The organism is Pantoea sp. GW821-FHT03E06 (genome assembly GCF_059420725.1).
Window position 1 is genome coordinate 1193447 of record NZ_JBWKUG010000001.1, and the last position, 25330, is coordinate 1218776.

Below are 25330 nucleotides of genomic sequence, written 5' to 3' on the forward strand. Positions count from 1 at the left end.
AGTTCCTCCTGAACTTAACCCACGACCAGGTTAAGCAGTTTGCCAGGGACATAAATCACTTTACGAATGGTGACGCCATCCAGATATTTCGCCACCAAATGCTCCTGCGCAGCGCGCGCCTGCACCTGTTCCTGCGTGGCATCAGTTGCAACGGTAATCTTACCGCGCACTTTGCCATTCACCTGCACCACGACCAGCAGAGAATCTTCCTCCATGGCCGCTTCATCAGCCACCGGCCAGCTGGCTTCATCAATGCTGCCTTCGCCGCCGAGCGCCTGCCACAATACGTAGCTAGCGTGCGGGGTGAACGGATAGAGCAGACGCGTTACAGCCATCAGCGCTTCCTGCAACAGTGCACGATCCTGCTCGCCTTCCTGCGGGGCACGAATCAGCTTATTCATCAGCTCCATGATGGCGGCGATAGCGGTATTAAACGTCTGACGACGACCCACATCATCCGCCACTTTAGCGATAGTTTTGTGCAGATCGCGGCGCAGTGCTTTCTGATCGTCATTCAGGCTGTTGACATCGAGCGCCACGGTCGCGCCTTTGGCAACGTGCTCGTAAGCCAGTTTCCACACGCGCTTCAGGAAGCGGTTAGCCCCTTCAACGCCTGATTCCTGCCACTCCAGCGTCATCTCTGCTGGAGAAGCAAACATCATGAACAGGCGAACGGTATCTGCACCGTAGCGCTCAACCATCAGCTGTGGATCGATGCCGTTGTTTTTCGACTTCGACATTTTACTCATACCAGCGTAAACCACCTCACGGCCTTCGGTATCGGTGGCTTTTACGATGCGGCCTTTCTCATCACGCTCAACGGTGACGTCAACTGGAGAAACCCAGTTACGCTCGCCATTCACGCCGTGATAATAGAACGCATCAGCCAGCACCATACCCTGGCACAGCAGGCGTTTGGCTGGCTCATCCGAGTTGACCAGGCCTGCATCACGCAGCAGTTTGTGATAGAAGCGGAAGTACAACAGATGCATGATGGCGTGTTCGATACCGCCAACATACTGATCGACCGGCAGCCAATAGTTTGCCGCCGCCGGATCCAGCATGCCTTCGTGGTAGTTTGTGCAGGTGTAACGCGCGTAGTACCACGATGACTCCATAAAGGTGTCAAAGGTGTCGGTTTCACGCAGCGCTGGCTGGCCGTTAACGGTGGTTTTTGCCCACTCAGGATCGGCTTTAATCGGACTAGTGATGCCATCCATGACCACGTCTTCTGGCAGGATGACCGGCAGCTGATCTTCTGGCGTTGGCATTACGGTGCCATCTTCCAGCGTCACCATTGGAATTGGCGCGCCCCAGTAACGCTGACGAGAAACACCCCAGTCGCGCAGACGGTAATTTACCTTACGCACGCCCACACCTTTTGCGGCCAGCGCATCAGCAATAGCGTTGAAGCCTGCCTGATGATCCAAGCCGTTGTATTCGCCAGAGTTGAACAGAGAACCTTTTTCGGTCATTGCTGCGGTGCTGATATCTGGCTCTGAACCGTCCAGATTCAGGATCACTGGCTTGATGTTCAGATTGTATTTAGTGGCAAATTCCCAGTCGCGCTGATCGTGGCCTGGAACCGCCATGACTGCGCCAGTGCCGTACTCCATCAGTACGAAGTTGGCTACCCAAACCGGAATTTCTTCACCGGTCAGCGGATGGATGGCAAACAGGCCGGTGGCTACGCCTTTCTTCTCCATCGTTGCCATGTCGGCTTCGGCCACTTTGGTGGTGCGGCATTCGTCGATGAACTCAGCCAGGCCAGGATTGGTGGCGGCAGCCTGCTGTGCCAGCGGATGACCGGCGGCGACAGCGACGTAAGTCGCCCCCATAAAGGTATCAGGACGCGTGGTGTAAACTGTCAGCTTCTCAGCACTGTTGGCGACGTCGAAGGTGATCTCTACGCCTTCAGAGCGGCCAATCCAGTTGCGCTGCATGGTTTTGACCTGCTCTGGCCAATCTTCAAGATTGTCGAGATCGTTCAGCAACTCTTCCGCATAGGCAGTGATTTTGACGAACCACTGTGGAATTTCTTTGCGCTCAACTTTGGTATCACAGCGCCAGCAGCAGCCATCAATAACCTGTTCGTTGGCCAGTACGGTCTGATCGTTCGGACACCAGTTCACGGCTGAAGTCTTTTTATAGACCATGCCTTTTTCATACAGCTTGGTGAAGAACCACTGCTCCCAGCGATAGTATTCTGGCTGACAGGTTGCCAGTTCACGGCTCCAGTCATAGCCAAAGCCCAGCAATTTAAGCTGGTTCTTCATGTATGCGATGTTGTCGTATGTCCACGGCGCAGGCGCAGTGTTGTTTTTCACTGCGGCACCTTCTGCTGGCAGTCCAAACGCATCCCAGCCGATTGGCTGCAGCACGTTTTTGCCGAGCATACGCTGATAGCGCGCAATCACATCGCCAATGGTGTAGTTACGCACGTGGCCCATGTGTAGGCGGCCAGAAGGATAGGGCAGCATGGAAAGGCAGTAGTACTTCTCTTTGCCTTCCTGCTCGGTCACTTTAAAGGTTTCGTTTTCGTCCCAGTGTTGTTGGACGCGGGTTTCTATCTCTTCCGGGCGGTATTGCTCTTGCATGGCTGCCTGTGGTCCTTTGTGAAAATCGCGAAGCATACTTTTAGATCCGCATAGCATACCCATAAGGTTGCCCCTCAACAACTTTTCGCGCCCCTACCAGCATGATTTCTCCTGAATGCGCCACCGCTTTCACCCTTTTGTGATTTCTACTGCAGCTGGCAATGCAAATATGACAAAACAGCTAAACTTAACAGCAGTATCCGCAGCGGAAAGGAGAATAAAATGAATAACGTGGCGCAGGAATACCGTGCAACGATTGAAGCATTATCCCAGCGACTGGACCATGGCGAACGCGATGTTGATGCGTTAGTGGCTGAGGCGCGGCAAACATTGCTGGCGAAAAAAACGCTCTCGCCGGCTGAGGTCAATGAAGTGATGCGCGCGGTGCGGCGTGATTTACACGAGTTTGCGCTGAGCTATCAGGAGTCTTCCGATGTGGTGGGCGATTCGGTGTTTTTGCGCGTGATCCGTGAAAGCCTGTGGAAGGAGTTGGCGGATATCACCGATAAAAGTCAGCTGGAGTGGCGTGAGGTGTTTCAGGATTTACGCCATCACGGCGTCTACCAGAGCGGTGAAGTGGTGGGGTTGGGGAATCTGGTGTGTGAGAAGTGCGGCTTCACGCGGGCAATTTATACGCCAGAAAGTTTAACGCGCTGCCCAGAGTGTGGCCACGACCAGTTTCAGCGTCAGCCGTTTGAACCCTGATTGTGTGAATGAATAAACCCCGCGCGATGAATCGCGCCGCTGCGGATACGCGCACATACCGTAGCGGCGCAATTTATTGCGCTAATCAGTGCAGTATCTTCGCCAGGAAGTCTTTTGCACGGTCAGATTGTGGGTTGTTAAAGAAGTCATCTTTATTCGTGTCTTCAATAATTTTCCCTTCATCCATAAAGATCACCCGGTTGGCAACCTTACGCGCGAAGCCCATTTCATGGGTCACCACCATCATGGTCATCCCTTCGTGAGCCAACTCAACCATGACGTCTAGCACTTCGTTGATCATTTCTGGATCGAGCGCCGAGGTGGGTTCATCAAACAACATCGCGACGGGATCCATGCATAACGCACGTGCGATGGCCACACGCTGTTGCTGACCACCCGAAAGCTGGCCCGGGAACTTATCGGCATGCGCAGAGAGTCCTACGCGCTTCAGCAGGCTTTGCGCTTTCTCACGCGATGCTGTCTTGTCGCGCTTCAACACTTTCACCTGTGCCAGCGTCAGGTTCTCAAGGATGCTCAGATGCGGGAACAGCTCGAAGTGCTGAAACACCATGCCCACTTTGCTACGTAATTGCGCGAGGTTGGTTTTTTTGTTGTTCACCTCGATGCCAGTTACCTCAATGCTGCCCTTTTGAATCGGCTCCAGACCGTTTACGGTTTTAATCAGCGTTGATTTTCCTGAGCCAGACGGACCGCAGACCACCACCACTTCACCTTTTTTCACTTCAGTGGAGCAGTCGGTCAGCACCTGAAAGTGCCCATACCACTTAGAAACATTTTTCAGGCTAATCATTTAAACCGTCCTTTTTCTTTTCAGATAGCTAACCAACAGCGAAGCGCTCAGGCTGATCACGAAGTAGACCAAACCGGCAAACAAAATCATTTCAACCTGGGTTCCGTCACGCTCACCGATGGTTGAGGCGGTACGGAAGAAGTCGGCCAGGCTCAACACATACACCAGCGACGTATCCTGAAACAGCACAATGCCCTGTGTCAGCAGCAGCGGCACCATGGCGCGAAACGCCTGCGGCAGGATGATGAGCTTCATTGATTGCCAATGCGTCATGCCCAGCGCCAATGCGGCGTTGGATTGGCCGCGCGCGATACTCTGAATACCGGCACGGATGATCTCCGAGTAGTACGCGGCCTCAAACAGTGCAAATGCCACCATGGCTGAAATCAGGCGGATATCCGATTTAGGCGATAAGCCCAGCACCTGCTGCAGGAACGCAGGGACAACCAAATAGAACCATAGCAGCACCATCACCAACGGTACGGAGCGGAACAGGTTGACGTACAGCTTGGCAAACCAGCGCACCGGCGCAATTGGCGATAAGCGCATCACCGCCAGAATCGTGCCCCAGATAATGCCAAACACGACGGCGATTGCGGTGATCTTGAAGGTAATGATCAACCCATTCCATAAGTAAGGCAGGCTGGGACCAATCGAACTCCAGTCAAATTCGTACATTATTTGCCTCCCATGTTGCCAGGCAGGCGGATTTTGCGCTCAACCAAACTCATAATCAGCATGATGACCAGGTTAATGCCCACATATGCCAGGGTGATGGCCGTAAAGGATTCATACGCATGCGCGGAATAATCCAGCAGCTTGCCCGCCTGCGCGGCCATATCCACCAGACCGATGGTTGAGGCGATCGCCGAGTTTTTTACCAGGTTGAGCATCTCCGACGTCATCGGCGGCACAATGACGCGATAAGCATTCGGTAGCAGCACATAGCGGTAGGTTTGCGGCAGCGTTAGACCCATCGCTAAGCCAGCATTTTTCTGGCCACGCGGCAGTGACTGAATGGCCGCACGTACCTGCTCACAAACGCGGGCCGCAGTGAACAAGCCAAGACAAATAGTGGAGGAGAGGAAGAACTGAATGTTCGGATCCAGCTCAGACTTAAACCACATGCCGAGCTTTTCTCCCACCAGTTCAGGTGCCACCAGATACCAGAAGAAGAATTGTACGATCAGCGGAATGTTACGAAACAGCTCCACGTAGCAGGTACCAATCGTCGCCAACAGGCGGTTAGGCACGGTACGCAGAATGCCAAAGAGGGAACCTACCAGGAAGGCGATAATCCAGGCACAGCAGGACACCGCAATGGTGACCTGAAATCCGGACCACAGCCAGCCAAGGTAAGTCGTATTGCCGAACGGAGCCTGCTCTAAAAAAATGCCCCAGTTCCAATCGATACCCATAACGAGCTCCGGTAAAAAAAGGGTAGCGAGGCTACCCATAAGATTGTTGAGCGGTGTCTTGCATCCTGCTTCAGGGGAACGGCCTGTTACAGTCTGTCTGTCCGCACCGCATGTTCAGCAATCGAGAGGGCAGCGGGGCTGCCCTTGTTGTCGTTGTTAATTCAGAGTGCTTTATCGTTCGGTGCTTTGAACAGGGCCTGCATATCTGGAGACAATTCGAAGTTCAGGTTCAGATTCTTCGGTGGAATCGGCTGTTTGAACCAGGTTTCAAACCATTTTGACGCTTCGCCTGAGGTTTGCGCTTTGGCGATGGTTTCATCCATCAGCTGTTTGAACTGCGGATCTTCTTTACGCAGCATGCAGCCGTAGGCTTCTTTCGACTGCGGTGTACCAACGATATCCCAGTTATCCGGCTTCTTGGCTTTGGCTCGTTCACCCGCCAGCAGCGCGTCATCCATCATAAAGGCCACGGCACGACCGGTTTCCAGCGTACGGAAAGAGTCGCCATGGTCTTTGGCGCTGATGATGCGCATATCCATTTTCTTCTCGTCGTTCAGCTTGTGCAGCAGAATTTCAGAGGTGGTACCGGAGGTGACAACAACGGTTTTGCCTTTCAGGTCAGCGAAATCTTTGATGTCCCCGCCTTTCTTCACCAGCAGACGCGTGCCGATGATGAATACGGTGTCAGAGAATGCCGCTTGCTGCTGGCGCTCCAGGTTGTTGGTTGTCGAGCCACATTCAAAATCATACGTCCCGTTCTGCAACAGTGGGATACGGTTTTGTGAAGTAATCGGCAGCATTTTGATCTGCAAATCGGGTTTATTCAGCTTGGCCTTAATGGCAGCCACGATAGCGTTGGAATAATCCTGTGAATAGCCAACCACTTTTTGCTGGTTGTCATAGTAAGAAAAGGGAACTGATGACTCACGATGCCCAACGACGATCACGCCGCTATCATTGATTTTTTTCAGGGTACCGGTGAGATCTTCCGCCTGGGCCGCTCCCGCTGCTGCTCCCAACAGCAAAAGAGATAATGCCACTTTGCGTATCTGCATGTTCCAACTCCTTCGTATGGATGTCGCGCAGAACATAAACTGCGCAGATTGTGATGTTGTGTGTATTTCGTGCTGCTTTTTTAGTTATCCCATAGCGCAACTGCGCGCAGGATAGTGATTAACATAGCGAATTGTTAACGCAATGAAACAAAAAAGTTTCTTTTTTGCGAGCCGCTCCGCACCAATAAAAGGCAAAAATCCACGGTTGCGCCAATGCAGTGCGCGCAATTGCCTTAAAGTAGTGCGTAAAAGTTGCATTACGCTGATAAAAGCTGATGTTTGCGAAAATCACTGAAATAAAGAGCAATGATCGTGCCAGTACGATGAATAAGTGTAAAAAGGCAGCAGAGAATCGGGAAAAGCACAGCGCAGGGAAGAGAAAGCAGCGTATAAAAAAGGCGAAGTATTCACTTCGCCTGTTTGGAGAGGGGCTCGCGTTAGCGATGACGACGGAGAATCGCCAGCACAATACCGATTAATGTCAGAATCCACACCGGCCAGATGCCTGCTTTGGCATACGGCGTTTCGCCGGTGGTTGGCGTCACTTTGGCTTCCAGTACTTGACGCGTGAACTGCGGCAGCTCCTTCTCCACTTCGCCGTTGGCGTTTACCACTGCGGTAACGCCATTGTTGGTTGATCGCAGCAGCGGACGTCCCAGTTCCAGCGCACGCATGCGCGCCATCTGGAAATGCTGCCATGGCCCGATCGAATGGCCGAACCAGGCATCGTTGGAGACCGTGAGCAGGAAATTGGTATCCGGACGGAAGTTGGCTCGCACCTGTTCTCCCAGCACGATTTCATAGCAGATGGCGCTGGTCAGGTTATAACCCGACACCTTCAGCTGCGGTTGAACGTAGGCGCCACGGCTAAAGGAAGACATCGGAAGATCGAAGAACGGGGCCAGCGGACGTAGCAGATCTTCCAGCGGAACAAATTCACCAAACGGTACCAGATGGTTTTTCTGATAGCGGTTCTGGCTTTGATAGCTATAAGGTTGTTCACCACCCAGCACAATCACTGAGTTGTAATCGTGATAGCGATTATCGCCTTCCACGCGAGAATCCACGATACCCGTAATCAGCGAACTGCCACGCGCGCGCAGTTCTGCATCCAGCGCCTGCAGAAACGGCTGCTGATTGCTCTCTAAATCGGTAATTGCCGATTCAGGCCAGATAATGATGGGTGCCTTGCCCATAAACGGCTGGCTGGAGGAGGTATAAACGCGCAGCGTGTTAAGCAACTGCTGGGGATCCCACTTCATTGACTGCGGTATGTTGCCTTGCACCATCGCGACATCAACGCTGCGCTCCGGCAGCGGTTGGTACCACTGCACCATACGCAACGGTAAGGGCAGCACCAGCAGTAGCGCGGCGGCAACCAGACTTTTTACCTTACGATGATGTAATGCATGCACCAGCAGCCCCGCGATGACCATCATCAGGAGGGTGATGGTTTCCACCCCGGCCAACGGTGCTAAACCTTTTAGCGGTCCATTGATCTGGCTGTAGCCGAACTGCAGCCATGGAAAGCCGGTAAGCACCCAACCGCGCAGGAATTCGCTAATTTGCCATAACGCCGGCGCCGCTAGCGCCAAACGCCATAGCGAAGCGCGTGGCCAGAAGCGGTTGAGCAGAGTGGCGAATAATAGCGGATAAAGCGACAAATACGCCGCCAGCAGGATCACCAGGAAGATATTGACCGGGCCCGGCATGCCGCCAAAGGTGGCGATACTGACGTACACCCAATTGATGCCGCTGCCAAACAGCCCAAAGCCCCAGGCGAAGCCGATCGCCGCCGCCTGCGGAGTACGACGCTCCAGCAACACAAGCTGCAGGCCAAATAGCGAAATTATTGCAGCAGGCCAGAAATCGTAAGGGGAAAAGGAAAGGGTGCCAATGGCACCCATTATTAACGCCAGCAGCAGTCGAACCCGCTGCTGCGAGTATAGAGAGGCTAAAGCCATAGAATTATTCGTCTTCCAGTTGCGGTTGTGGTGAGTCTTCCGGAATTTTTACATGCACCTGGATAATACGGCGACTGTCAGCCATAGCGACTTTGAATTGGTAACCATCAATGACGATACTTTCACCGCGAGCGGGAAGGTGGCCGAATCCCTGCATGACCAATCCGCCAATGGTATCGACTTCGTCATCACTGAAATCGGTGCCAAAGACTTCATTAAAATCTTCAATTTGCGTTAAGGCGCGCATGGTATAGGTGTAACGGTTAAGCTGGCGAATATCACGATCTTCTTCATCGTCATACTCATCTTCAATTTCACCGACAATCAGCTCAAGAATATCTTCGATGGTCACCAGACCAGAGACACCGCCAAACTCATCAATGACAATCGCCATGTGATAACGCTGCGAGCGGAACTCCTTCAGCATACGATCAACGCGCTTGCTTTCAGGTACGACTACGGCAGTACGCAGGACTTTTTCGATGCTAAAAGGTTCAGACGCGCTGGCCATAAACGGCAGCAGATCTTTAGCCATCAAAATACCTTCGACGTGATCTTTGTCTTCACTGATCACCGGGAAGCGGGAGTGCGCGGATTCAATGATCACCGCAAGGCACTCTTCCAGAGTTTGATTGCGTTTCAGGGTGATCATTTGCGAGCGTGGGATCATGATATCGCGCACGCGCTGTTCGGCAATATCCAGCACCCCTTCGAGCATGTCGCGGGTGTCCTGGTCGATCAGCTCTTTCTGCTCAGAATCGCGGATTAACCCCAGCAGTTCGTCACGGTTTTTGGGTTCACCGTGGAACAGTTGGTTGATTAGCAGGGAGAAAAATCCCTTTTTACTACTGGGTGCGTCGCTGTTTTGAGAATGGTCGTCGCTCATGGCGTTTTAATTTCGTTCTCTCTAATGAGGGATTGGGGCTGCCGGCATCCGCGCCAGCAGCGCAATAACCTGAACCAACGGCTCAGGCGTCTTCTTTCTCCGAAATGTACGGATCAGGATAACCAAGAGCAAGCATTATCTCGGTCTCCAGCGCCTCCATCTCTTCGGCTTCGTCATCGTCGATATGGTCGTAACCCAGCAGATGTAACGTACCGTGCACCACCATATGCGCCCAGTGGGCTTCAACGGTTTTGCCTTGTTCAGCAGCCTCTTGCTCAACAACCTGACGACAAATGATCAGATCGCCAAGCAGCGGCAGTTCAATTCCCGGGGGGGCTTCAAACGGGAATGAGAGCACGTTAGTCGGCTTATCTTTACCGCGATAAGTCAGATTAAGCTCATTACTCTCCGCTTCATCCACCAGGCGAACAGTGACTTCGCTTTCCGGCTGAAAGGGCGTTACCGCCGCTTCGAGCCAGCGCTGAAAATCGCTCTCCGCAGGCAGATGGCTTTCATCGGCGCAGGCCAGTTGTAAATCTAAAATCACCGCGCTCATGAACGCTCCTGCGGGCTGGTTTGAGTGGCAAGCTGAGCCGCGATAGCTTCGCGTTTACGCTCTTCTGCCTGTTGGTCACGGCGTTTCTGATCGGCGGTTTCCCAGGCTTCATAAGCATTTACGATGCGCGCGACAACCGGATGACGCACCACGTCTTCGCTGTGGAAAAAGTTAAAGCTGATCTCATCAACTTCCGCTAACACCTCAATGGCGTGGCGCAAGCCGGATTTGGTGCTGCGCGGCAGGTCAATCTGCGTTACGTCACCGGTGATTACCGCTTTTGAATTAAAGCCGATACGCGTCAGGAACATCTTCATCTGCTCGATAGTGGTGTTCTGGCTCTCATCAAGTATGACGAAGGCATCGTTCAGCGTACGTCCGCGCATGTAGGCCAACGGGGCAACTTCAATTACGTTACGTTCAATCAGCTTTTCTACCCGCTCAAAACCGAGCATTTCGAACAGGGCGTCATACAGCGGACGCAGATATGGATCCACTTTCTGGCTCAGATCGCCGGGCAGGAAGCCAAGTTTTTCACCCGCTTCTACCGCCGGACGCGTTAGCAGAATACGGCGAATTTCCTGACGCTCCAGCGCATCGACGGCTGCGGCTACTGCAAGGTAGGTTTTACCGGTACCGGCGGGACCAATGCCAAAGGTAATGTCGTGTCCGAAGATGTTAGCGATGTATTGCGCCTGATTAGGCGTACGCGGTTTAATTACGCCACGCTTGGTCTTGATATTCACTGCTTTGCCGAATTCCGGCACGCTCTCAGCGCTTTGCTCCAGTACACGGCTCTCTTTGATCGCCAGATGAATTTGGTCCGGCTCAATGTCTTTGATCTGGCCGCGCATCGGTGCGGTATCAACATAGAGTGTACGCAGGATATTCACGGCGGCATCGACGCACATTTCGCGGCCGGTCAGCGTGAACTGGTTATCGCGGCGTTTGATTTCGATACCCAAACGGCGCTCCAGCTGCTTCACATTGTCATCCATTGGACCGCACAAACTCATCAGTCGTTGGTTATCTGCCGGTTCAAGGGCAATTTCACGCGTTTCGATATTCAAATGAATCCTTAAGGTCACTCAGGGCCAGTTGAAAAAGTGTGCCGGATACTGAGGAGTGATTCTTCAGCATCTTTATGGAATTATTTATGGCGCTGCGCAGAGGCGCAAGCTTCAGAAACGATATTTGGGCAGTGCTTGCGGAAAGCAAGGGCGATAGGATGAAACAGGCGACAACGCTTTGTGCGCTGTCGCTCAACGTTCGAGGTTTCAAGGCTGGAACAGTCCGACGCCGATCTCGTTCTCTTTACGGGTACGGGCAATGACCGAGGCCGGGCTTTCAGCTACGCGCAGCGCCATCTGCTCTTCGGTGCGCACCAGAACGCCACGCAGTGAGTTAGCATAAACATCGACAATCTCGACATCGGCAAACTTACCAATTAGCTCAACCGGCGCTTCAAAGTTCACTACGCGGTTATTATCGGTACGGCCGGTCAGCTCCATCACATTCTTACGGGAAATTCCTTCGACCAGCACGCGCTGCGTGGTGCCCAACATGCGGCGGCTCCACGCCATTACCTGTTGATTGATACGGTCCTGCAGGATGTACAAACGCTGCTTTTTCTCCTCTTCTGACACATCATCAGGCAGATCGGCTGCTGGCGTGCCGGGACGCGCAGAATAGATAAAGCTGAAGCTGACATCGAAATTCACTTCACCCACCAGCTTCATGGTCTGCTCGAAATCCTGCTGCGTTTCACCGGGGAAGCCGATGATGAAATCAGAGCTTAACTGGATATCCGGACGCGCCGCTTTCAGCTTGCGGATGATGGCTTTATATTCCAGTGCTGTGTGCGCACGCTTCATTAATGTCAGGATGCGATCCGAACCGCTTTGTACCGGCAGATGCAGGAAGCTCACCAGCTCTGGCGTATCGCGGTAAACATCAATGATGTCGTCGGTAAATTCAATTGGATGGCTGGTGGTGAAGCGAATACGATCAATACCGTCAATCGCCGCCACCAGGCGCAGTAACTCGGCAAAAGTACAGATATCACCATCAAAAGTCGCACCGCGATAGGCATTGACGTTTTGGCCGAGCAGATTGACTTCACGCACGCCCTGAGCCGCCAGTTGGGCGATTTCCAGCAAGATATCGTCACTTGGGCGACTCACTTCCTCGCCGCGGGTGTAAGGCACCACACAGAAAGTACAGTATTTATTGCAGCCTTCCATGATGGAAACAAAAGCGGTTGGACCCTCTGCACGCGGTTCTGGTAGGCGGTCAAACTTTTCGATTTCCGGGAAGCTGATATCAACAACGGGGCTTTTACTGCCGCGCACGGTATTGATCATCTCCGGCAGGCGATGCAACGTTTGCGGACCAAACACGATATCCACGTAATTGGCGCGCTGGCGCAGACGTTCACCTTCCTGCGAGGCTACGCAGCCGCCCACACCGATGATCACATCTGGGTTGTCCGCTTTCAGCTTTTTCCAACGGCCTAACAGAGCAAAAACCTTCTCCTGCGCTTTTTCACGAATAGAGCAGGTGTTGAGCAGCAGAACGTCCGCCTCTTCAGCTTCCTCTGTGAGGATGTAGCCGTGCGTACTGTTCAGCAAATCGGCCATCTTCGATGAATCGTATTCATTCATCTGGCAGCCCCAGGTTTTGATATGCAGTTTTTTGGTCATCGAACTAGCCATTGATTAAAGCGGAGTGCAGGGCGCGTATTGTAATGCCTCGCTGCTGCTGTGACCAGCTAACCCTGCACACTTCACGCATGTACATCGCATCGTGTGATGAATTTCCGGTACACTTTAGCTATCAACGTGATGCTGTAAGGTTTCACGACAAAAGAAGGATTAGAGTCGATGCAGGATTCACATTTTGATGTGGTAATCGTGGGCGGTGGCATGGTGGGGGCAGCACTGGCGTGCGGTTTGGCACAGCAGCAGTTTCGCGTGGCAGTTGTTGAGCGTGTAGAGCCTGCAGCCTTTGATGCCAACAGCGATCCGGACGTACGTATTTCTGCGATTGGAGCCTCTTCGGTGGCCTTGCTGCAGCAACTGAACGTCTGGCCGCGAGTGCAGGCGATGCGATGTGCACCTTATCGCCAACTGGAAACCTGGGAATGGCAAAGTGCGCATGTGCGGTTTGATGCGGCGTCGCTGGGCTTGCCTGAGCTGGGATTTATGGTTGAAAACAGTGTGCTGCAACGTGCGCTGTGGGAAAAGATGCAGGAAGAGGGCATCACGTTAATCTGCCCCGCCACTTTGCAGGATTTACGGCCGCACAGTGCAGGCTGGCATGTGCAACTCGACAACGGACAAACGCTGGATACGCGTTTAGTGGTTGGTGCGGATGGCGCCAACTCGCGCGTACGGCAACTGGCGGGAATCGGCGTACGTGGCTGGCACTATGCGCAATCATGCATGTTGATAAGCGTAGAGTGCGAACACGATGCCGGAGACTCAACCTGGCAGCAGTTTACGCCACAAGGCCCCCGTGCTTTCCTGCCGCTGTTTGATCGTCGTGCTTCGCTGGTGTGGTATGACGCACCAGCGCGTATTCGTCAGCTGCAAAGCTTGCCACTGCCACAGCTGGAGAAAGAGATCTATGCGCATTTTCCAGACCGCGTGGGGAATGTTAAGGTCAAAACTGCCGCTTCGTTCCCGCTGGTGCGACGTCATGCTACGCGTTATGTGATGCCGGGGTTGGCGCTGGTGGGGGATGCGGCGCACACCATTAACCCATTGGCCGGGCAGGGCGTCAATTTGGGCTATCGGGATGTGGATGCTTTGATCACTACGCTAGTTGAGGCGCGCAGCCAGGCACAGCGTTGGTCATCAGATACCGTGCTGCAGCGTTATCATCGTCAGCGTTATAAAGACAACTTACTGATGCAGGGCGGCATGGATCTGTTCTACTTCGCGTTTAGCAATAAACTGCCACCGTTGCGTTTTGCACGTAATCTGGCGTTGATTGCCGCGGAGAATGCCGGAGCATTGAAGCGCAAGGTGCTGCGTTATGCATTAGGTTTATGATGTGTAAGGAGCGCAATCATGCGCTCCTGATTTAAACCCGAACGCAGAAAACAATAAAGCCCGCAAAAGCGGGCTTTATTGTGCAATTTGGCTGGGGTGCAGGGATTCGAACCCCGGAATGCTGGTATCAGAAACCAGTGCCTTACCGCTTGGCGACACCCCAATAGGTGTTTAATCAAATTGTCTTTTTATGGCTGGGGTGCAGGGATTCGAACCCCGGAATGCTGGTATCAGAAACCAGAGCCTTACCGCTTGGCGACACCCCAATAATTTGGTGGCTACGACGGGATTTGAACCTGTGACCCCATCATTATGAGTGATGTGCTCTAACCAGCTGAGCTACGTAGCCTTTTTACTGCTTACTGCATCCAACGATGGCTGGGATACCTGGATTCGAACCAGGGAATGCCGGTATCAAAAACCGGTGCCTTACCGCTTGGCGATATCCCATTCGTCGAGTTTGTATCCACAACATTTTCCGGATTGGCTGGGGTACCAGGATTCGAACCTGGGAATGCTGGTATCAAAAACCAGTGCCTTACCGCTTGGCGATACCCCATCCGGCTGCCGAAGAATGAAATGGTGCGGGAGGCGAGACTTGAACTCGCACACCTTGCGGCGCTAGAACCTAAATCTAGTGCGTCTACCAATTTCGCCACTCCCGCAAAATATGGTGGCTACGACGGGATTTGAACCTGTGACCCCATCATTATGAGTGATGTGCTCTAACCAGCTGAGCTACGTAGCCATCTTTTTCGCGTAACCTTCATCGGCGTTGCGGGGCGCATTATGCGTATTGAGTCTTGTAGCGTCAACAATTTTTTTGTCGTTTTTTGCCTTAAAACGCCTGTTTGTCTGGCTTGTGACCAGGCTGGTGCTTTATTCGGCAATTTTCAATCATTGCAGGGTGAGTTGCACAAAAAAAGGGCTCGGTTGAGCCCTTTATCTTATTGAGTAAAAACCTTATTTATACGCAGACTGATGTACGCCAACAGCACGGCCTGATGGGTCATCCATCGATTTAAATGCTTCGTCCCACTCAATCGCTTTAGCTGAAGAACAGGCCACCGATGGACCGCCCGGCACACACTCTGCCGCGCTGGCAATTGGGAACAATTCTTCAAAGATTTCGCGATACAAATACGCTTCTTTCGAGTTTGGCGTGTTGTACGGGAAGCGGAAGTGGGCAGTAGACAACTGTTGGTCAGTAATTTGTTTCGCCGCCACTTCTTTCAGCGTATCGATCCAGCTGTAGCCAACGCCGTCGGAGAACTGCTCTTTCTGGCGCCACGCCACGCTTTCCGGCAGATAGGAAGAGAAGCATTCACGCAGGATGTGTTTTTCCATCTTGCCGTTGCTGCCGCACAGTTTATCTTCCGGGTTGATGCGCATCGCTACGTCGAGGAACTTTTTGTCTAGGAACGGTACACGTGCTTCCACGCCCCATGCGGACATCGCTTTGTTGGCTCGCGCGCAGTCAAACATATGCAGAGCCAGCAACTTACGCACGTTCTCTTCGTGGAATTCTTTTGCGTTTGGCGCTTTGTGGAAGTAAAGGTAGCCGCCGAATACTTCATCAGCGCCTTCGCCGGACAATACCATTTTGATGCCCATCGCTTTGATCTTACGCGACATTAAATACATCGGTGTTGAAGCGCGAATGGTGGTTACATCGTAGGTTTCGATGTGATAAATCACGTCACGAATTGCATCCAAACCTTCCTGAACGGTGAAATGGATTTCGTGGTGCACGGTACCCAGGTGTTCAGCGACCGATTTCGCGGCCTTCAGATCCGGAGAGCCTTCCAAGCCCACGGCGAAGGAGTGCAGCTGTGGCCACCAGGCATCGCTCTTGTCGGCATCTTCTACACGTTTTGCGGCGAAGCGCTTAGTCACAGCTGAGATAATAGAGGAGTCGAGGCCGCCAGACAGCAGCACGCCATAGGGCACATCTGACATCAGGTGGCTTTTCACTGACTCTTCCAGCGCATGTTTCAGTTCTGCCGCGTCGGTTTTGTTGTGCTCAACGGCGGAATATTCCATCCAGTCACGCTGCCAGTAACGATGGATTTCACCATCGGCACTCGACATATAGCTTCCCGGCGGGAACTCTTTGATGCTGCGGCAAACTGGCACCAGCGCTTTCATTTCCGAAGCCACAAACAGGTTGCCATGTTCGTCGTTACCCATATACAGCGGGATAATGCCGATATGGTCGCGGCCGATCAGATACTGTTGCTTAACGCTGTCCCATAAAATGAAGGCGAACATACCTTGCAGTTCATCAAGGAAATCGACGCCTTTTTCCTGGTACAGCGCGAGGATCACTTCGCAGTCAGAACCGGTCTGGAATGCATAACGATCGCTCAGCTCCGCACGCAGCGCCTGATGGTTGTAGATCTCACCGTTAACAGCCAGTACGTGGGTGTGATCGGCGTTATACAGCGGCTGGGCGCCGTTGTTGACGTCAACAATTGATAGGCGCTCATGCACCAGAATGGCTTTGTCATCCGCATAAACACCTGACCAATCTGGGCCACGGTGACGCATCAAACGAGAAGATTCCAGCGCTTTCTTGCGCAGCTCAACAGGATCGCTTTTGAGATCCAGCACACCAAAAATTGAACACATAACTGACTCCTGATCTCACCTTGTGGTGACGTTATTTCTGTTTGTCCGGCAGCCTTGACTGCGTGATGTATAAGAAAATGCGCTAAGTGGTAGTGTTAACGCAAGTGAAAATGCGATTCTTTGATAAAAAGAATGTTGAGTTGTCGGTAATATTGAATTTTATTCAATTTAAAGGTGGTTATTTTAGATGTTGTCTAATCTATTTGTAGTATTGCTCATCTTGTGAGCAGAAGATAAGTGACAGGGAGGTGGAGCCGTGTAATAAAAACAAAAGCCCTGCGGGTGCAGGGCTATAAGAGGACGTAATGGCTGGATTCAGAAAAGATCGATATCCGCGACTGACGGATAAATCCAATCCGGGCGGAATGGCATGGCATCAATGTCACTCAACGTTGAAACGCCGGACAGCACCAAAATGGTTTCCAGGCCGGCCTGGAAGCCAGCCAAAATGTCAGTACGCAGATTATCGCCAACAATCACCGTCTCTTCCGAATGTGCATGCATTTTGTTTAAAGCGGCGCGCATGATGTACGGGCTGGGTTTGCCCACATAAAACGGTTTGCGGCCAGAGATGGTTTCAATCCCGGCACATAGTGCACCGCAGGCAGGCACAAAGCCGCGCGCGTGCGTGTCAGGATTGGTGGCGATAAAGCGTGCGCCGTTGGCGACGAAAAAGGCGGCTTTATGCATCATATCCCAATTAAACGAGCGTGTTTCCCCTACGATGACGAAATCGGGATTGACGTCGGTGATGGTAAAACCGGCTTTATAGAGTTCGTGAATGAGCGCGCCTTCGCCAATCACGTAGGCTTTTTTCCCCTCCTGACGCTTGAGGAAGTCAGCCGTGGCCATCGCCGAGGTGTAAAACACCGAATCGGGCACTTCAACGCCTGCGTTGGCAAAGCGGTTAGCCAGATCCAGCGCCGTTTGCGACGGATAGTTGGTCAGCACGACCAGCGGCATCTCCTTCGCCAGAATACGCTGCAGAAACTCATTTGCGCCGGGAACGGCGGTATTGTCGTGCATCAACACGCCGTCGATGTCACAGATTACGCTTTTAATCGTCATAGATTGCATCCGGTCGGGCCTGCCAAAGGGCAGGCTGGTGATTACTCTTCCAGAAGATGTTGCAACAGAATGCCATTCAGCATAGCGCGTTTTGCCAGCGCAAAAGCGCCAATTGCTGAGCGATGATCGAGCTCAGAACGCACCACCGGAAGATTCTTACGGAAGGCATTGAGCGCTTGCGTATTAATGCAACCTTCAATAGCGGGGAACAGCACTTTATCGGCTTCGGTGATTTCACCTGCCAGTACCACTTTTTGTGGGTTGAACAGGTTAATGGCTATGGCAATTGCCTTGCCCAGATAGCGGCCAACATATTCAATCACTTCGCAAGCCAACGCATCGCCATGATTAGCTGCACGGCAAATTTGTGGCATCGAACAATCGTTCAGTGTGAGCGAGCTGGGATAGCCTTGATTAAGCAGGTGTCGCACCCGGTTTTCAATCGCGCCGTTAGCAGCAATGGTTTCCAGACAGCCAAAGTTGCCGCAGTGGCAGCGCTCGCCTAATGGATCAACCTGGATATGGCCAATCTCACCAACGTTACCATTACTGCCAAGAAAGATATGTCCGTTGGCGATAATGCCGGCGCCAGTACCCCGATGTAAACGCACCAGAATGGAGTCTGCGCAATCGCGACTTGCACCAAAGTAGTGCTCGGCAAGTGCCAGACTACGGATATCATGACCAACAAAACTCGTGACGTTAAAGCGTTTCTTCAGGTTGGAAACCAGTGGCCAATGGCTTACCGCGATATGCGGCATGTAACGAATGATGCCGTTAATCGGATCGACCAATCCTGGGAGAATAACCGCGATGGCGATCAGCTCATGGATTTTACGCTGATGTGCTGCCATAAAGGCGCTGATGGCATTGAATAACGCATTTTCCAGCGTTTCCTGAGTGCGTTCTGGCAGGGGATAATCTTCCTGCGCCAATGACTTTCCGCTGAGATCAAATAACGTTAAGGTCGCGTCATTGCGCCCCAGGCGCACGCCGATAGTATGAAAATGACGGGTTTCGGTGATGATGGAAATTGCGCGGCGTCCACCGGTGGAGGCTTGTTGTTCCACCTCTTTGATGAGCCCGCGCTCAATGAGCTGGCGAGTGATTTTGGTGACACTGGCGGGCGCAAGTTGACTGTGTTCGGCAATCTGAATGCGCGAAATGGGCCCTTGTTGATCTATTAACCGATAAACGGCTGCACTGTTGAGTTGTTTGACAAGATCGACATTTCCTATTTGAGACTGGCCGCCAGTGGTCATTCAATACTTACTCGCTGAGGACGTTGTCTCCATTGACTAACGTCTTAGTGATTTGATAATCGCGGGTAAAGACAGTCAGGTTAGCGACTTTTCCTGCTTCAACTGTACCTAACTGTTTCTCCACACCCATCGCCTGCGCCGGATAAAGCGTTGCCATACGCAGCGCTTCATCAAGAGCGATACCACAATGTTCCACGCTATTTTGTACTGCTTCAATCATGGTTAACGCAGAACCACTGAGCGTACCGTTTTCATCAACGCACAGACCATCACGATAGTATATTGTTTTGCCTGCAAAAATGAATTGATCAATCGAAGCGCCTGCTGGTGCCGTAGCATCGGTCACTAACACCAGTTTGTCGCCTTTGATGCGTTTTGCATTGCGCACATTAGCGTAATGGACATGTAAACCATCTGCAATGATGCCGCAGTATACATCAGGTGAATCAAACAGCGCACCGATCAGTCCGGGTTCGCGCCCTGCAAACGTCGGCATCGCATTATAAAGATGCGTAGCAAAACTCACGCCCGCGCTAAAGCCCGTTTTGGCTTCTTCATAGGTGGCATTTGAATGGCCAGCAGAGACGATAATGCCTGCATCGCGCAGTTGACGGATCACCTCGCTACCTGCATTTTCAGGAGCCAATGTCACTTTAGTGATGACGTCGGCATTCGCACAGAGGAAATCCACCAGCGCGGTATCCGGCAGGCGAATCAGTTCAGGATTGTGCGTGCCTTTCTTGGCTTTATTCAACCACGGACCTTCAAGATGCAGGCCCAGCGCCTGATGCTGATGTTTCGCCAGGTAGGCGCGCATGGTTTCAATTGCGCGTTTCATCAGCGCATCGGTACTGGTAATTAACGTTGGTAAATAACTGGTGCAGCCCGACTTTTCATTGGCACGCTGCATGATCTCTAACGTCTCAACGCTGAGTGCATTGATATCATCGTTAAACTGCACACCGCCGCAGCCGTTAAGCTGCAGATCAATAAAACCAGGAGCGATAAACGCACCAGCCACATCCTGCTGTGCAATTGACGCGTCCAGGGCAGCGCGTGGGCACACGCGCTCAATCAGGCCATTCGCAATCACGACCGCATGATTGTCCAGAATCTCATGACCAGTAAAAATCCGGCCGTTTACTAATGCGTACATCGTTTATCTCTCCCGGCTAGGCCTGCCGCTTATCAGCAGCAGGTTTTAATACAATGTGTTCTCACACACCCTTCATGTTTTCCGCTTCCATTTCGCGGAAATATTTCACGGTTTTTACTTTAAGTTCCATGGTGGCTGGTTCGTCACAGACCACGACAGATTTGGCATGCAGCTGAAGGCAGCTGATGGTCCACATATGATTAACGTTACCTTCAACAGCGGCCTGCAGAGCCTGTGCCTTCAGATGACCCGTAACCAGAATCATCACTTCTTCAGCATCCAGTAATGTGCCAACACCCACGGTCAGCGCATATTTTGGCACTTGATCCACATCACCGTTAAAGAAACGAGAGTTTGCGATGCGCGTGTCGTGCGTCAGGGTTTTGATGCGAGTACGGGATGAAAGGGAAGAGGCCGGTTCATTGAAAGCGATATGACCATCGTTACCTACGCCGCCCATAAACAGGTTAATTTTACCGTAGGAGCGGATCTTCTCTTCGTATTGGCGACATTCTGCGTCAATATCTTCCGCATTGCCATTGAGCAGATTGATATTTTGCTCTTGAATATCAACATGATCGAAAAAGTTGCGGTACATAAAGCTGTGATAGCTTTCTGGATGCTCTTTGGGCAGACCTACGTATTCATCCATATTGAAGGTCACAACATGTTTGAAACTGACCTGGCCCGCTTTGTGCATGTCAATCAGGTGCTTGTAGGCTTCCAGCGGCGTTCCACCGGTGGGTAAGCCCAACACGAAAGGACGTTCTGCGCTAGGCTTAAACGCATTAATGCGGTTAACAATATGGCGTGCAGCCCATTTACCCACTTGGGTCGGTGTGGCCAAAGGGATCAGTCTCATGTCTTCACCTCAGTTAAGATTGGAAATGTGGAGTTGCCTTTTCGCTGACAGTTACCTGTCCTTAAGCGTAATGCGTTTAAGCGTAGCCATCCGGGAAAAGTGCGCCTCGATATTTTTCATCATAAAATAAGTTTGTGGTGCTGGCTAGCATTTCGCGTGATCAAACCACCAATTTGGTGATTAAAGTCACAGTTGTAACGGTTTTAATTTGCGAGGCGAATTAATTTATCTTTACACTGCGCATCGTGGTGAAAAGTGTCATCAAGGTACCGGGCGACGGGATAATAAAATCAACCTGCGCTACGGCAAAACGCCAGTCTCATAGGGGGAGAATAAGGTGAGTATTCTAGGATATCTGCAAAAGGTCGGCCGCGCGCTTATGGTGCCGGTAGCGACTTTGCCGGCAGCGGCAATCTTGATGGGCGTTGGGTATTGGATTGATCCAGACAGCTGGGGCGCAGGTAATGCGCTGGCGGCACTGCTGATTAAATCCGGCTCAGCTATCATCGACAATATGTCAGTGCTGTTTGCCATTGGTGTGGCATACGGTATGTCTAAAGATAAAGACGGTGCAGCAGCATTAACGGGCTTTGTAGGTTTCCTGGTGGTAACCACACTCTGCTCGCCGGCTGCGGTAGCAATGATTCAGAAAATGCCGGTGGAGCAGGTTCCTGCCGCCTTCGGTAAAATTAATAACCAGTTTGTCGGTATCCTTGTGGGTATCCTCTCTGCTGAAGTCTATAACCGCTTCAGTCACGTTGAGTTGCCTAAAGCGCTGTCGTTCTTTAGCGGCCGCCGTCTGGTGCCAATCCTGGTCTCATTCCTGATGATCGTGATTGCGTTCATCCTGATGTATATCTGGCCGCTCATTTTCGGTGGACTGGTGAGCTTTGGTGAACACATTCAGAAAATGGGGTCAGTGGGTGCGGGTATCTACGCCTTCTTTAACCGTCTGCTGATTCCAGTTGGCCTGCATCACGCACTGAACTCTGTATTCTGGTTCGACGTTGCAGGTATTAACGATATTCCTAAGTTCCTCGGCGGCGCGCAGTCTATCGCTGAAGGCACCGGTATTCCGGGTATTACCGGTCGTTATCAGGCGGGCTTCTTCCCAATCATGATGTTTGGTCTTCCTGGTGCTGCGCTGGCAATTTATCACTGCTCACGCCCTGAAAACCGCGCCAAAGTCGGCGGGATCATGCTGGCAGCGGCATTTGCAGCCTTCTTTACCGGTATTACCGAACCGCTGGAGTTCTCCTTCATGTTCGTGGCACCGGTACTGTATGTGATTCACGCAGTACTGACCGGCATCTCGGTATTCATCGCCGCAAGCATGCATTGGATTGCCGGTTTCGGCTTCAGTGCGGGTCTGGTTGATATGGTGCTGTCAACGCGCAACCCGCTGGCCGTACATTGGTGGATGCTGATTCCGCAGGGCTTGGTATTCTTCGTTATCTACTATGCGGTGTTCCGTTTCACTATCCAGAAATTCAACTTGTTAACACCGGGCCGTGAACTCTCAGCCGGCGATGAAACCGATGGTTATGACGTTAATGTCGATACCACTGGCAACGGTGAAAGCCAAACTGAGTCTCTGGCGCGTCGTTATATTGCGGCGATAGGTGGCTCTGAAAACCTCACCAACATTGATGCCTGCATTACCCGTCTGCGTCTGAATGTGAAAGATTCCGCTCAGGTGAATGAGGGCGTCGCTAAACGTCTGGGCGCATCTGGCGTGATTCGCCTGAACAAGCAGAGCGTACAGGTCATCGTTGGTACTCAAGCTGAGAGCATTGCTACGGCAATGAAAACAGTATTGAGCAAAGGCCCGGTTGCCGCATCGGTGGTGACATCAGCTGCAGCAGCTGCTCCAGTGGCAAAACCACAGGCAGTGTTGAACTCTGAGAAGGCGGTAATCGCCACGCTGCTGGCGCCCGTAACAGGCGACATCGTTGCGTTGGAAAATGTGCCGGATGAAGCCTTTGCGAGCAAAGCGGTCGGCGATGGCCTGGCAATCAAGCCAACGGACAAAACTGTCGTTGCGCCAACCGCCGGTACCGTGGTGAAAATCTTCAATACCAACCATGCGTTCTGCCTTGAAGCGGAAAACGGCGTTGAGATTGTGGTGCACATGGGGCTGGATACGGTAGCGCTGGAAGGTAAAGGCTTTACGCGTCTGGTAGAAGAGGGGGCAACGGTAACTGCAGGTCAGCCAATCCTGGAAATGGATCTGGATTTCCTCAACGCCAATGCACGCTCGATGATCAGTCCGGTCGTTGTAAGCAATAGCGATGATTTTGCCGGTCTGAATATCCTTGCAACAGGTTCAGTGGTTGCAGGTCAGACTCCGCTGTATGAGGTTAAAGGCTAAGTCCTTGTGATTGGTCAGAAGGCAGGAAGCAATTCCTGCCTTTTTTGTTTTAAAACGACCAACAAACGGTTGTTTCCCGCCTGCGCTTTGTGGATCATACTCCGTTACTTCGTGGTACAAATCACCCGCTATAGTTTTTGAGGATTTTGAGATGAGTGAGGCTGAAGCCCGCCCAACGAACTTTATTCGTCAGATCATCGACGAAGATTTGGCGAGCGGTAAGCACAATAGTGTGCATACCCGTTTCCCGCCTGAGCCCAATGGTTATCTGCATATTGGCCATGCGAAATCAATCTGCCTGAACTTTGGTATTGCGCAAGACTACCAAGGCCAGTGCAATCTGCGTTTCGACGACACCAACCCAGTGAAAGAAGATCTGGAGTTTGTCGAATCCATCAAGCATGACGTGCAATGGCTGGGCTTTGAGTGGAGCGGCAACATTCGTTACTCCTCAGATTACTTCGACCAACTCTTTAACTACGCCGTTGAGCTGATCAATAAAGGTCTGGCCTATGTCGATGAATTATCGGCAGATGAGATCCGTGAATACCGCGGTTCGCTGACTGCACCAGGCAAAAACAGCCCTTATCGCGATCGCAGCGTGGAAGAGAACTTAGCGCTGTTCCAGAAGATGCGCGACGGTGGTTTTGAAGAGGGTAAAGCCTGCCTGCGTGCCAAAATTGATATGGCCTCTAGCTTCATTGTGATGCGCGATCCTGTGCTGTATCGCATTAAGTTTGCCGATCACCATCAGACAGGCAGCAAGTGGTGCATCTATCCAATGTACGACTTCACGCACTGCATTTCGGACGCCATTGAAGGCATTACGCATTCACTCTGCACACTTGAATTCCAGGATAACCGACGCCTGTACGATTGGGTGCTGGATAACATCACCATTCCTGTGCATCCGCGTCAGTACGAGTTCTCCCGTCTGAATCTGGAATACGCGGTGATGTCGAAGCGTAAACTGACGCAGTTGGTGAGCGAGAAGGTTGTGGAAGGTTGGGACGATCCGCGCATGTTGACCGTTTCTGGTCTGCGTCGTCGTGGCTACAGCGCCGCATCAATCCGCGAATTCTGCCGTCGTATTGGTGTGACTAAGCAGGATAATATCGTCGAGATGGCATCACTGGAGTCGTGCATTCGTGACGATCTCAATGAAAACGCGCCGCGTGCGATGGCAGTTATGGATCCACTGAAAGTGGTAATTGAGAACCTGCCAGCTGGGCATGAAGAGATCATCAGCATGCCAAATCATCCGAACAAACCGGAGATGGGCACGCGTGAAGTACCGTTCAGCCGCGAAGTGTGGATTGATCGCGCAGACTTCCGTGAAGAAGCCAACAAGCAATACAAACGTTTGGTGCTGGGCAAAGAAGTACGTCTGCGTAACGCTTACGTGATTCGTGCTGAACGCGTGGCGAAGGATGATAAAGGTAATATCACCTGCATCTACTGCACATGTGATGTGGACACGTTAAGCAAAGATCCTGCTGATGGCCGTAAAGTGAAAGGCGTTATTCACTGGGTGTCTGCGATTCACGCGCTACCGGCGGAATTCCGCCTGTACGATCGTCTGTTCAGTGTGCCAAATCCGGGAGCGGCAGAGGATTTCCTCACCACCATTAACCCGAACTCGCTGGAGACTAAACAGGGCTTCGTTGAGCCAGGCTTGCGTGCTGCTGAGCCAATGGCGCCATATCAGTTTGAGCGCGAAGGCTATTTCTGTGCTGACAGCGTCTATTCGCAGCCGTCCCAATTGGTGTTTAACCGCACCGTAGGTTTGCGTGACACCTGGGCAAAAATCGGCGAATAATCTTTTTTGCTGATAGTACGATAAGATCATGAAAGGGCGAGCAATCGCCCTTTTTTATTGTCTGCATTTGGCAATGGGTAATCAATTATTCTGCATGCCAGTTAATAAGTTTCT

At 52.0% G+C, this 25330-nt stretch carries 19 protein-coding genes and 7 tRNA genes; 4 read left to right on the plus strand and 22 right to left on the minus strand.

Going from position 1 to position 25330, the window contains the following annotated elements:
• Positions 1-14: 14 nt before the first annotated feature.
• Positions 15-2597 carry a leucine--tRNA ligase gene (leuS, locus tag AC07WB_RS05465; protein ID WP_494940161.1) on the minus strand — a complete coding sequence of 861 codons (2583 nt, stop codon included), beginning with the start codon at positions 2595-2597 and terminating at the stop codon, positions 15-17.
• A 222-nt stretch (positions 2598-2819) separates the two neighbouring features.
• Here leuS and AC07WB_RS05470 point away from each other — a divergent pair, with 222 nt between their 5' ends.
• The gene (locus AC07WB_RS05470) at positions 2820-3302 is read left to right on the plus strand and encodes a zinc ribbon-containing protein (protein ID WP_097094588.1); all 483 of its coding nucleotides are present in this window, start codon (positions 2820-2822) and stop codon (positions 3300-3302) included.
• A gap of 85 nt (positions 3303-3387) precedes the next feature.
• On the opposite strand, the gene AC07WB_RS05475 is transcribed toward AC07WB_RS05470, so the two are convergent.
• The 9 genes from AC07WB_RS05475 to miaB all read right to left on the minus strand — a co-directional run bounded on the left by AC07WB_RS05475 (position 3388) and on the right by miaB (position 12694).
• Positions 3388-4113 carry an amino acid ABC transporter ATP-binding protein gene (locus AC07WB_RS05475; RefSeq protein ID WP_345827086.1) on the minus strand — a complete coding sequence of 242 codons (726 nt, stop codon included), beginning with the start codon at positions 4111-4113 and terminating at the stop codon, positions 3388-3390.
• Complete coding sequence (gene gltK / locus AC07WB_RS05480) at positions 4114-4791, minus strand: glutamate/aspartate ABC transporter permease GltK (protein WP_097094586.1); 678 nt, start codon at positions 4789-4791, stop codon at positions 4114-4116. It lies immediately after the preceding gene.
• Entirely contained in the window at positions 4791-5531 is a 741-nt protein-coding gene (locus AC07WB_RS05485; protein WP_097094585.1) for an amino acid ABC transporter permease, read from the minus strand. The genes gltK and AC07WB_RS05485 overlap by 1 nt, the downstream gene beginning before the upstream one ends.
• Positions 5532-5692: 161 nt before the next feature.
• Positions 5693-6586, minus strand: coding sequence for a glutamate/aspartate ABC transporter substrate-binding protein (locus AC07WB_RS05490; protein WP_097094584.1), 894 nt, complete (start codon positions 6584-6586; stop codon positions 5693-5695).
• A 437-nt stretch (positions 6587-7023) separates the two neighbouring features.
• Positions 7024-8550 carry an apolipoprotein N-acyltransferase gene (gene lnt / locus AC07WB_RS05495; protein WP_097094583.1) on the minus strand — a complete coding sequence of 509 codons (1527 nt, stop codon included), beginning with the start codon at positions 8548-8550 and terminating at the stop codon, positions 7024-7026.
• Between the two features lie 4 nt (positions 8551-8554).
• Positions 8555-9436 carry a CNNM family magnesium/cobalt transport protein CorC gene (gene corC, locus AC07WB_RS05500; protein WP_008103653.1) on the minus strand — a complete coding sequence of 294 codons (882 nt, stop codon included), beginning with the start codon at positions 9434-9436 and terminating at the stop codon, positions 8555-8557.
• An 82-nt stretch (positions 9437-9518) separates the two neighbouring features.
• Positions 9519-9992 (minus strand): rRNA maturation RNase YbeY, encoded by a 474-nt coding sequence (gene ybeY / locus AC07WB_RS05505; RefSeq protein ID WP_494940162.1) that lies wholly within the window; start codon positions 9990-9992, stop codon positions 9519-9521.
• A complete protein-coding gene (locus tag AC07WB_RS05510) occupies positions 9989-11062 on the minus strand; it encodes a PhoH family protein (protein WP_345827084.1) in 1074 nt (357 codons plus the stop codon). Before AC07WB_RS05510 ends, ybeY begins: the two co-directional genes overlap by 4 nt.
• Positions 11063-11269: 207 nt before the next feature.
• Positions 11270-12694 (minus strand): tRNA (N6-isopentenyl adenosine(37)-C2)-methylthiotransferase MiaB, encoded by a 1425-nt coding sequence (gene miaB / locus AC07WB_RS05515; protein ID WP_097094580.1) that lies wholly within the window; start codon positions 12692-12694, stop codon positions 11270-11272.
• 180 nt (positions 12695-12874) lie between these two features.
• Here miaB and ubiF point away from each other — a divergent pair, with 180 nt between their 5' ends.
• Positions 12875-14047 (plus strand): 3-demethoxyubiquinol 3-hydroxylase, encoded by a 1173-nt coding sequence (gene ubiF, locus AC07WB_RS05520; protein ID WP_097094579.1) that lies wholly within the window; start codon positions 12875-12877, stop codon positions 14045-14047.
• Between the two features lie 88 nt (positions 14048-14135).
• On the opposite strand, the gene AC07WB_RS05525 is transcribed toward ubiF, so the two are convergent.
• The 12 genes from AC07WB_RS05525 to nagB form a co-directional block, all read right to left on the minus strand.
• Positions 14136-14210 (minus strand) — tRNA-Gln (locus AC07WB_RS05525).
• A gap of 28 nt (positions 14211-14238) precedes the next feature.
• Positions 14239-14313 (minus strand) — tRNA-Gln (locus AC07WB_RS05530).
• Positions 14314-14319: 6 nt separating this feature from the next.
• Positions 14320-14396: transfer RNA gene (locus tag AC07WB_RS05535), tRNA-Met, on the minus strand.
• 26 nt (positions 14397-14422) lie between these two features.
• A tRNA-Gln gene (locus AC07WB_RS05540) sits at positions 14423-14497 on the minus strand.
• 34 nt (positions 14498-14531) lie between these two features.
• Positions 14532-14606 (minus strand) — tRNA-Gln (locus AC07WB_RS05545).
• A gap of 21 nt (positions 14607-14627) precedes the next feature.
• Positions 14628-14712, minus strand: a tRNA-Leu gene (locus tag AC07WB_RS05550).
• A 6-nt stretch (positions 14713-14718) separates the two neighbouring features.
• Positions 14719-14795: transfer RNA gene (locus tag AC07WB_RS05555), tRNA-Met, on the minus strand.
• 215 nt (positions 14796-15010) lie between these two features.
• Entirely contained in the window at positions 15011-16678 is a 1668-nt protein-coding gene (asnB, locus tag AC07WB_RS05560) for an asparagine synthase B (RefSeq protein WP_097094578.1), read from the minus strand.
• A 315-nt stretch (positions 16679-16993) separates the two neighbouring features.
• Positions 16994-17746 carry an HAD-IIA family hydrolase gene (locus tag AC07WB_RS05565; protein WP_097094577.1) on the minus strand — a complete coding sequence of 251 codons (753 nt, stop codon included), beginning with the start codon at positions 17744-17746 and terminating at the stop codon, positions 16994-16996.
• Positions 17747-17787: 41 nt separating this feature from the next.
• A complete protein-coding gene (gene nagC / locus AC07WB_RS05570; protein ID WP_097094576.1) occupies positions 17788-19008 on the minus strand; it encodes a DNA-binding transcriptional regulator NagC in 1221 nt (406 codons plus the stop codon).
• Between the two features lie 7 nt (positions 19009-19015).
• Positions 19016-20164 carry an N-acetylglucosamine-6-phosphate deacetylase gene (nagA, locus tag AC07WB_RS05575; protein ID WP_097094575.1) on the minus strand — a complete coding sequence of 383 codons (1149 nt, stop codon included), beginning with the start codon at positions 20162-20164 and terminating at the stop codon, positions 19016-19018.
• A 61-nt stretch (positions 20165-20225) separates the two neighbouring features.
• A complete protein-coding gene (nagB, locus tag AC07WB_RS05580) occupies positions 20226-21026 on the minus strand; it encodes a glucosamine-6-phosphate deaminase (RefSeq protein WP_097094574.1) in 801 nt (266 codons plus the stop codon).
• 343 nt (positions 21027-21369) lie between these two features.
• Here nagB and nagE point away from each other — a divergent pair, with 343 nt between their 5' ends.
• Together nagE and glnS are read left to right on the plus strand one after the other, a co-directional pair.
• Positions 21370-23397, plus strand: coding sequence for an N-acetylglucosamine-specific PTS transporter subunit IIBC (gene nagE, locus AC07WB_RS05585; protein ID WP_494941054.1), 2028 nt, complete (start codon positions 21370-21372; stop codon positions 23395-23397).
• A 151-nt stretch (positions 23398-23548) separates the two neighbouring features.
• Complete coding sequence (gene glnS, locus AC07WB_RS05590) at positions 23549-25216, plus strand: glutamine--tRNA ligase (protein WP_494940163.1); 1668 nt, start codon at positions 23549-23551, stop codon at positions 25214-25216.
• Positions 25217-25330: the final 114 nt, after the last annotated feature.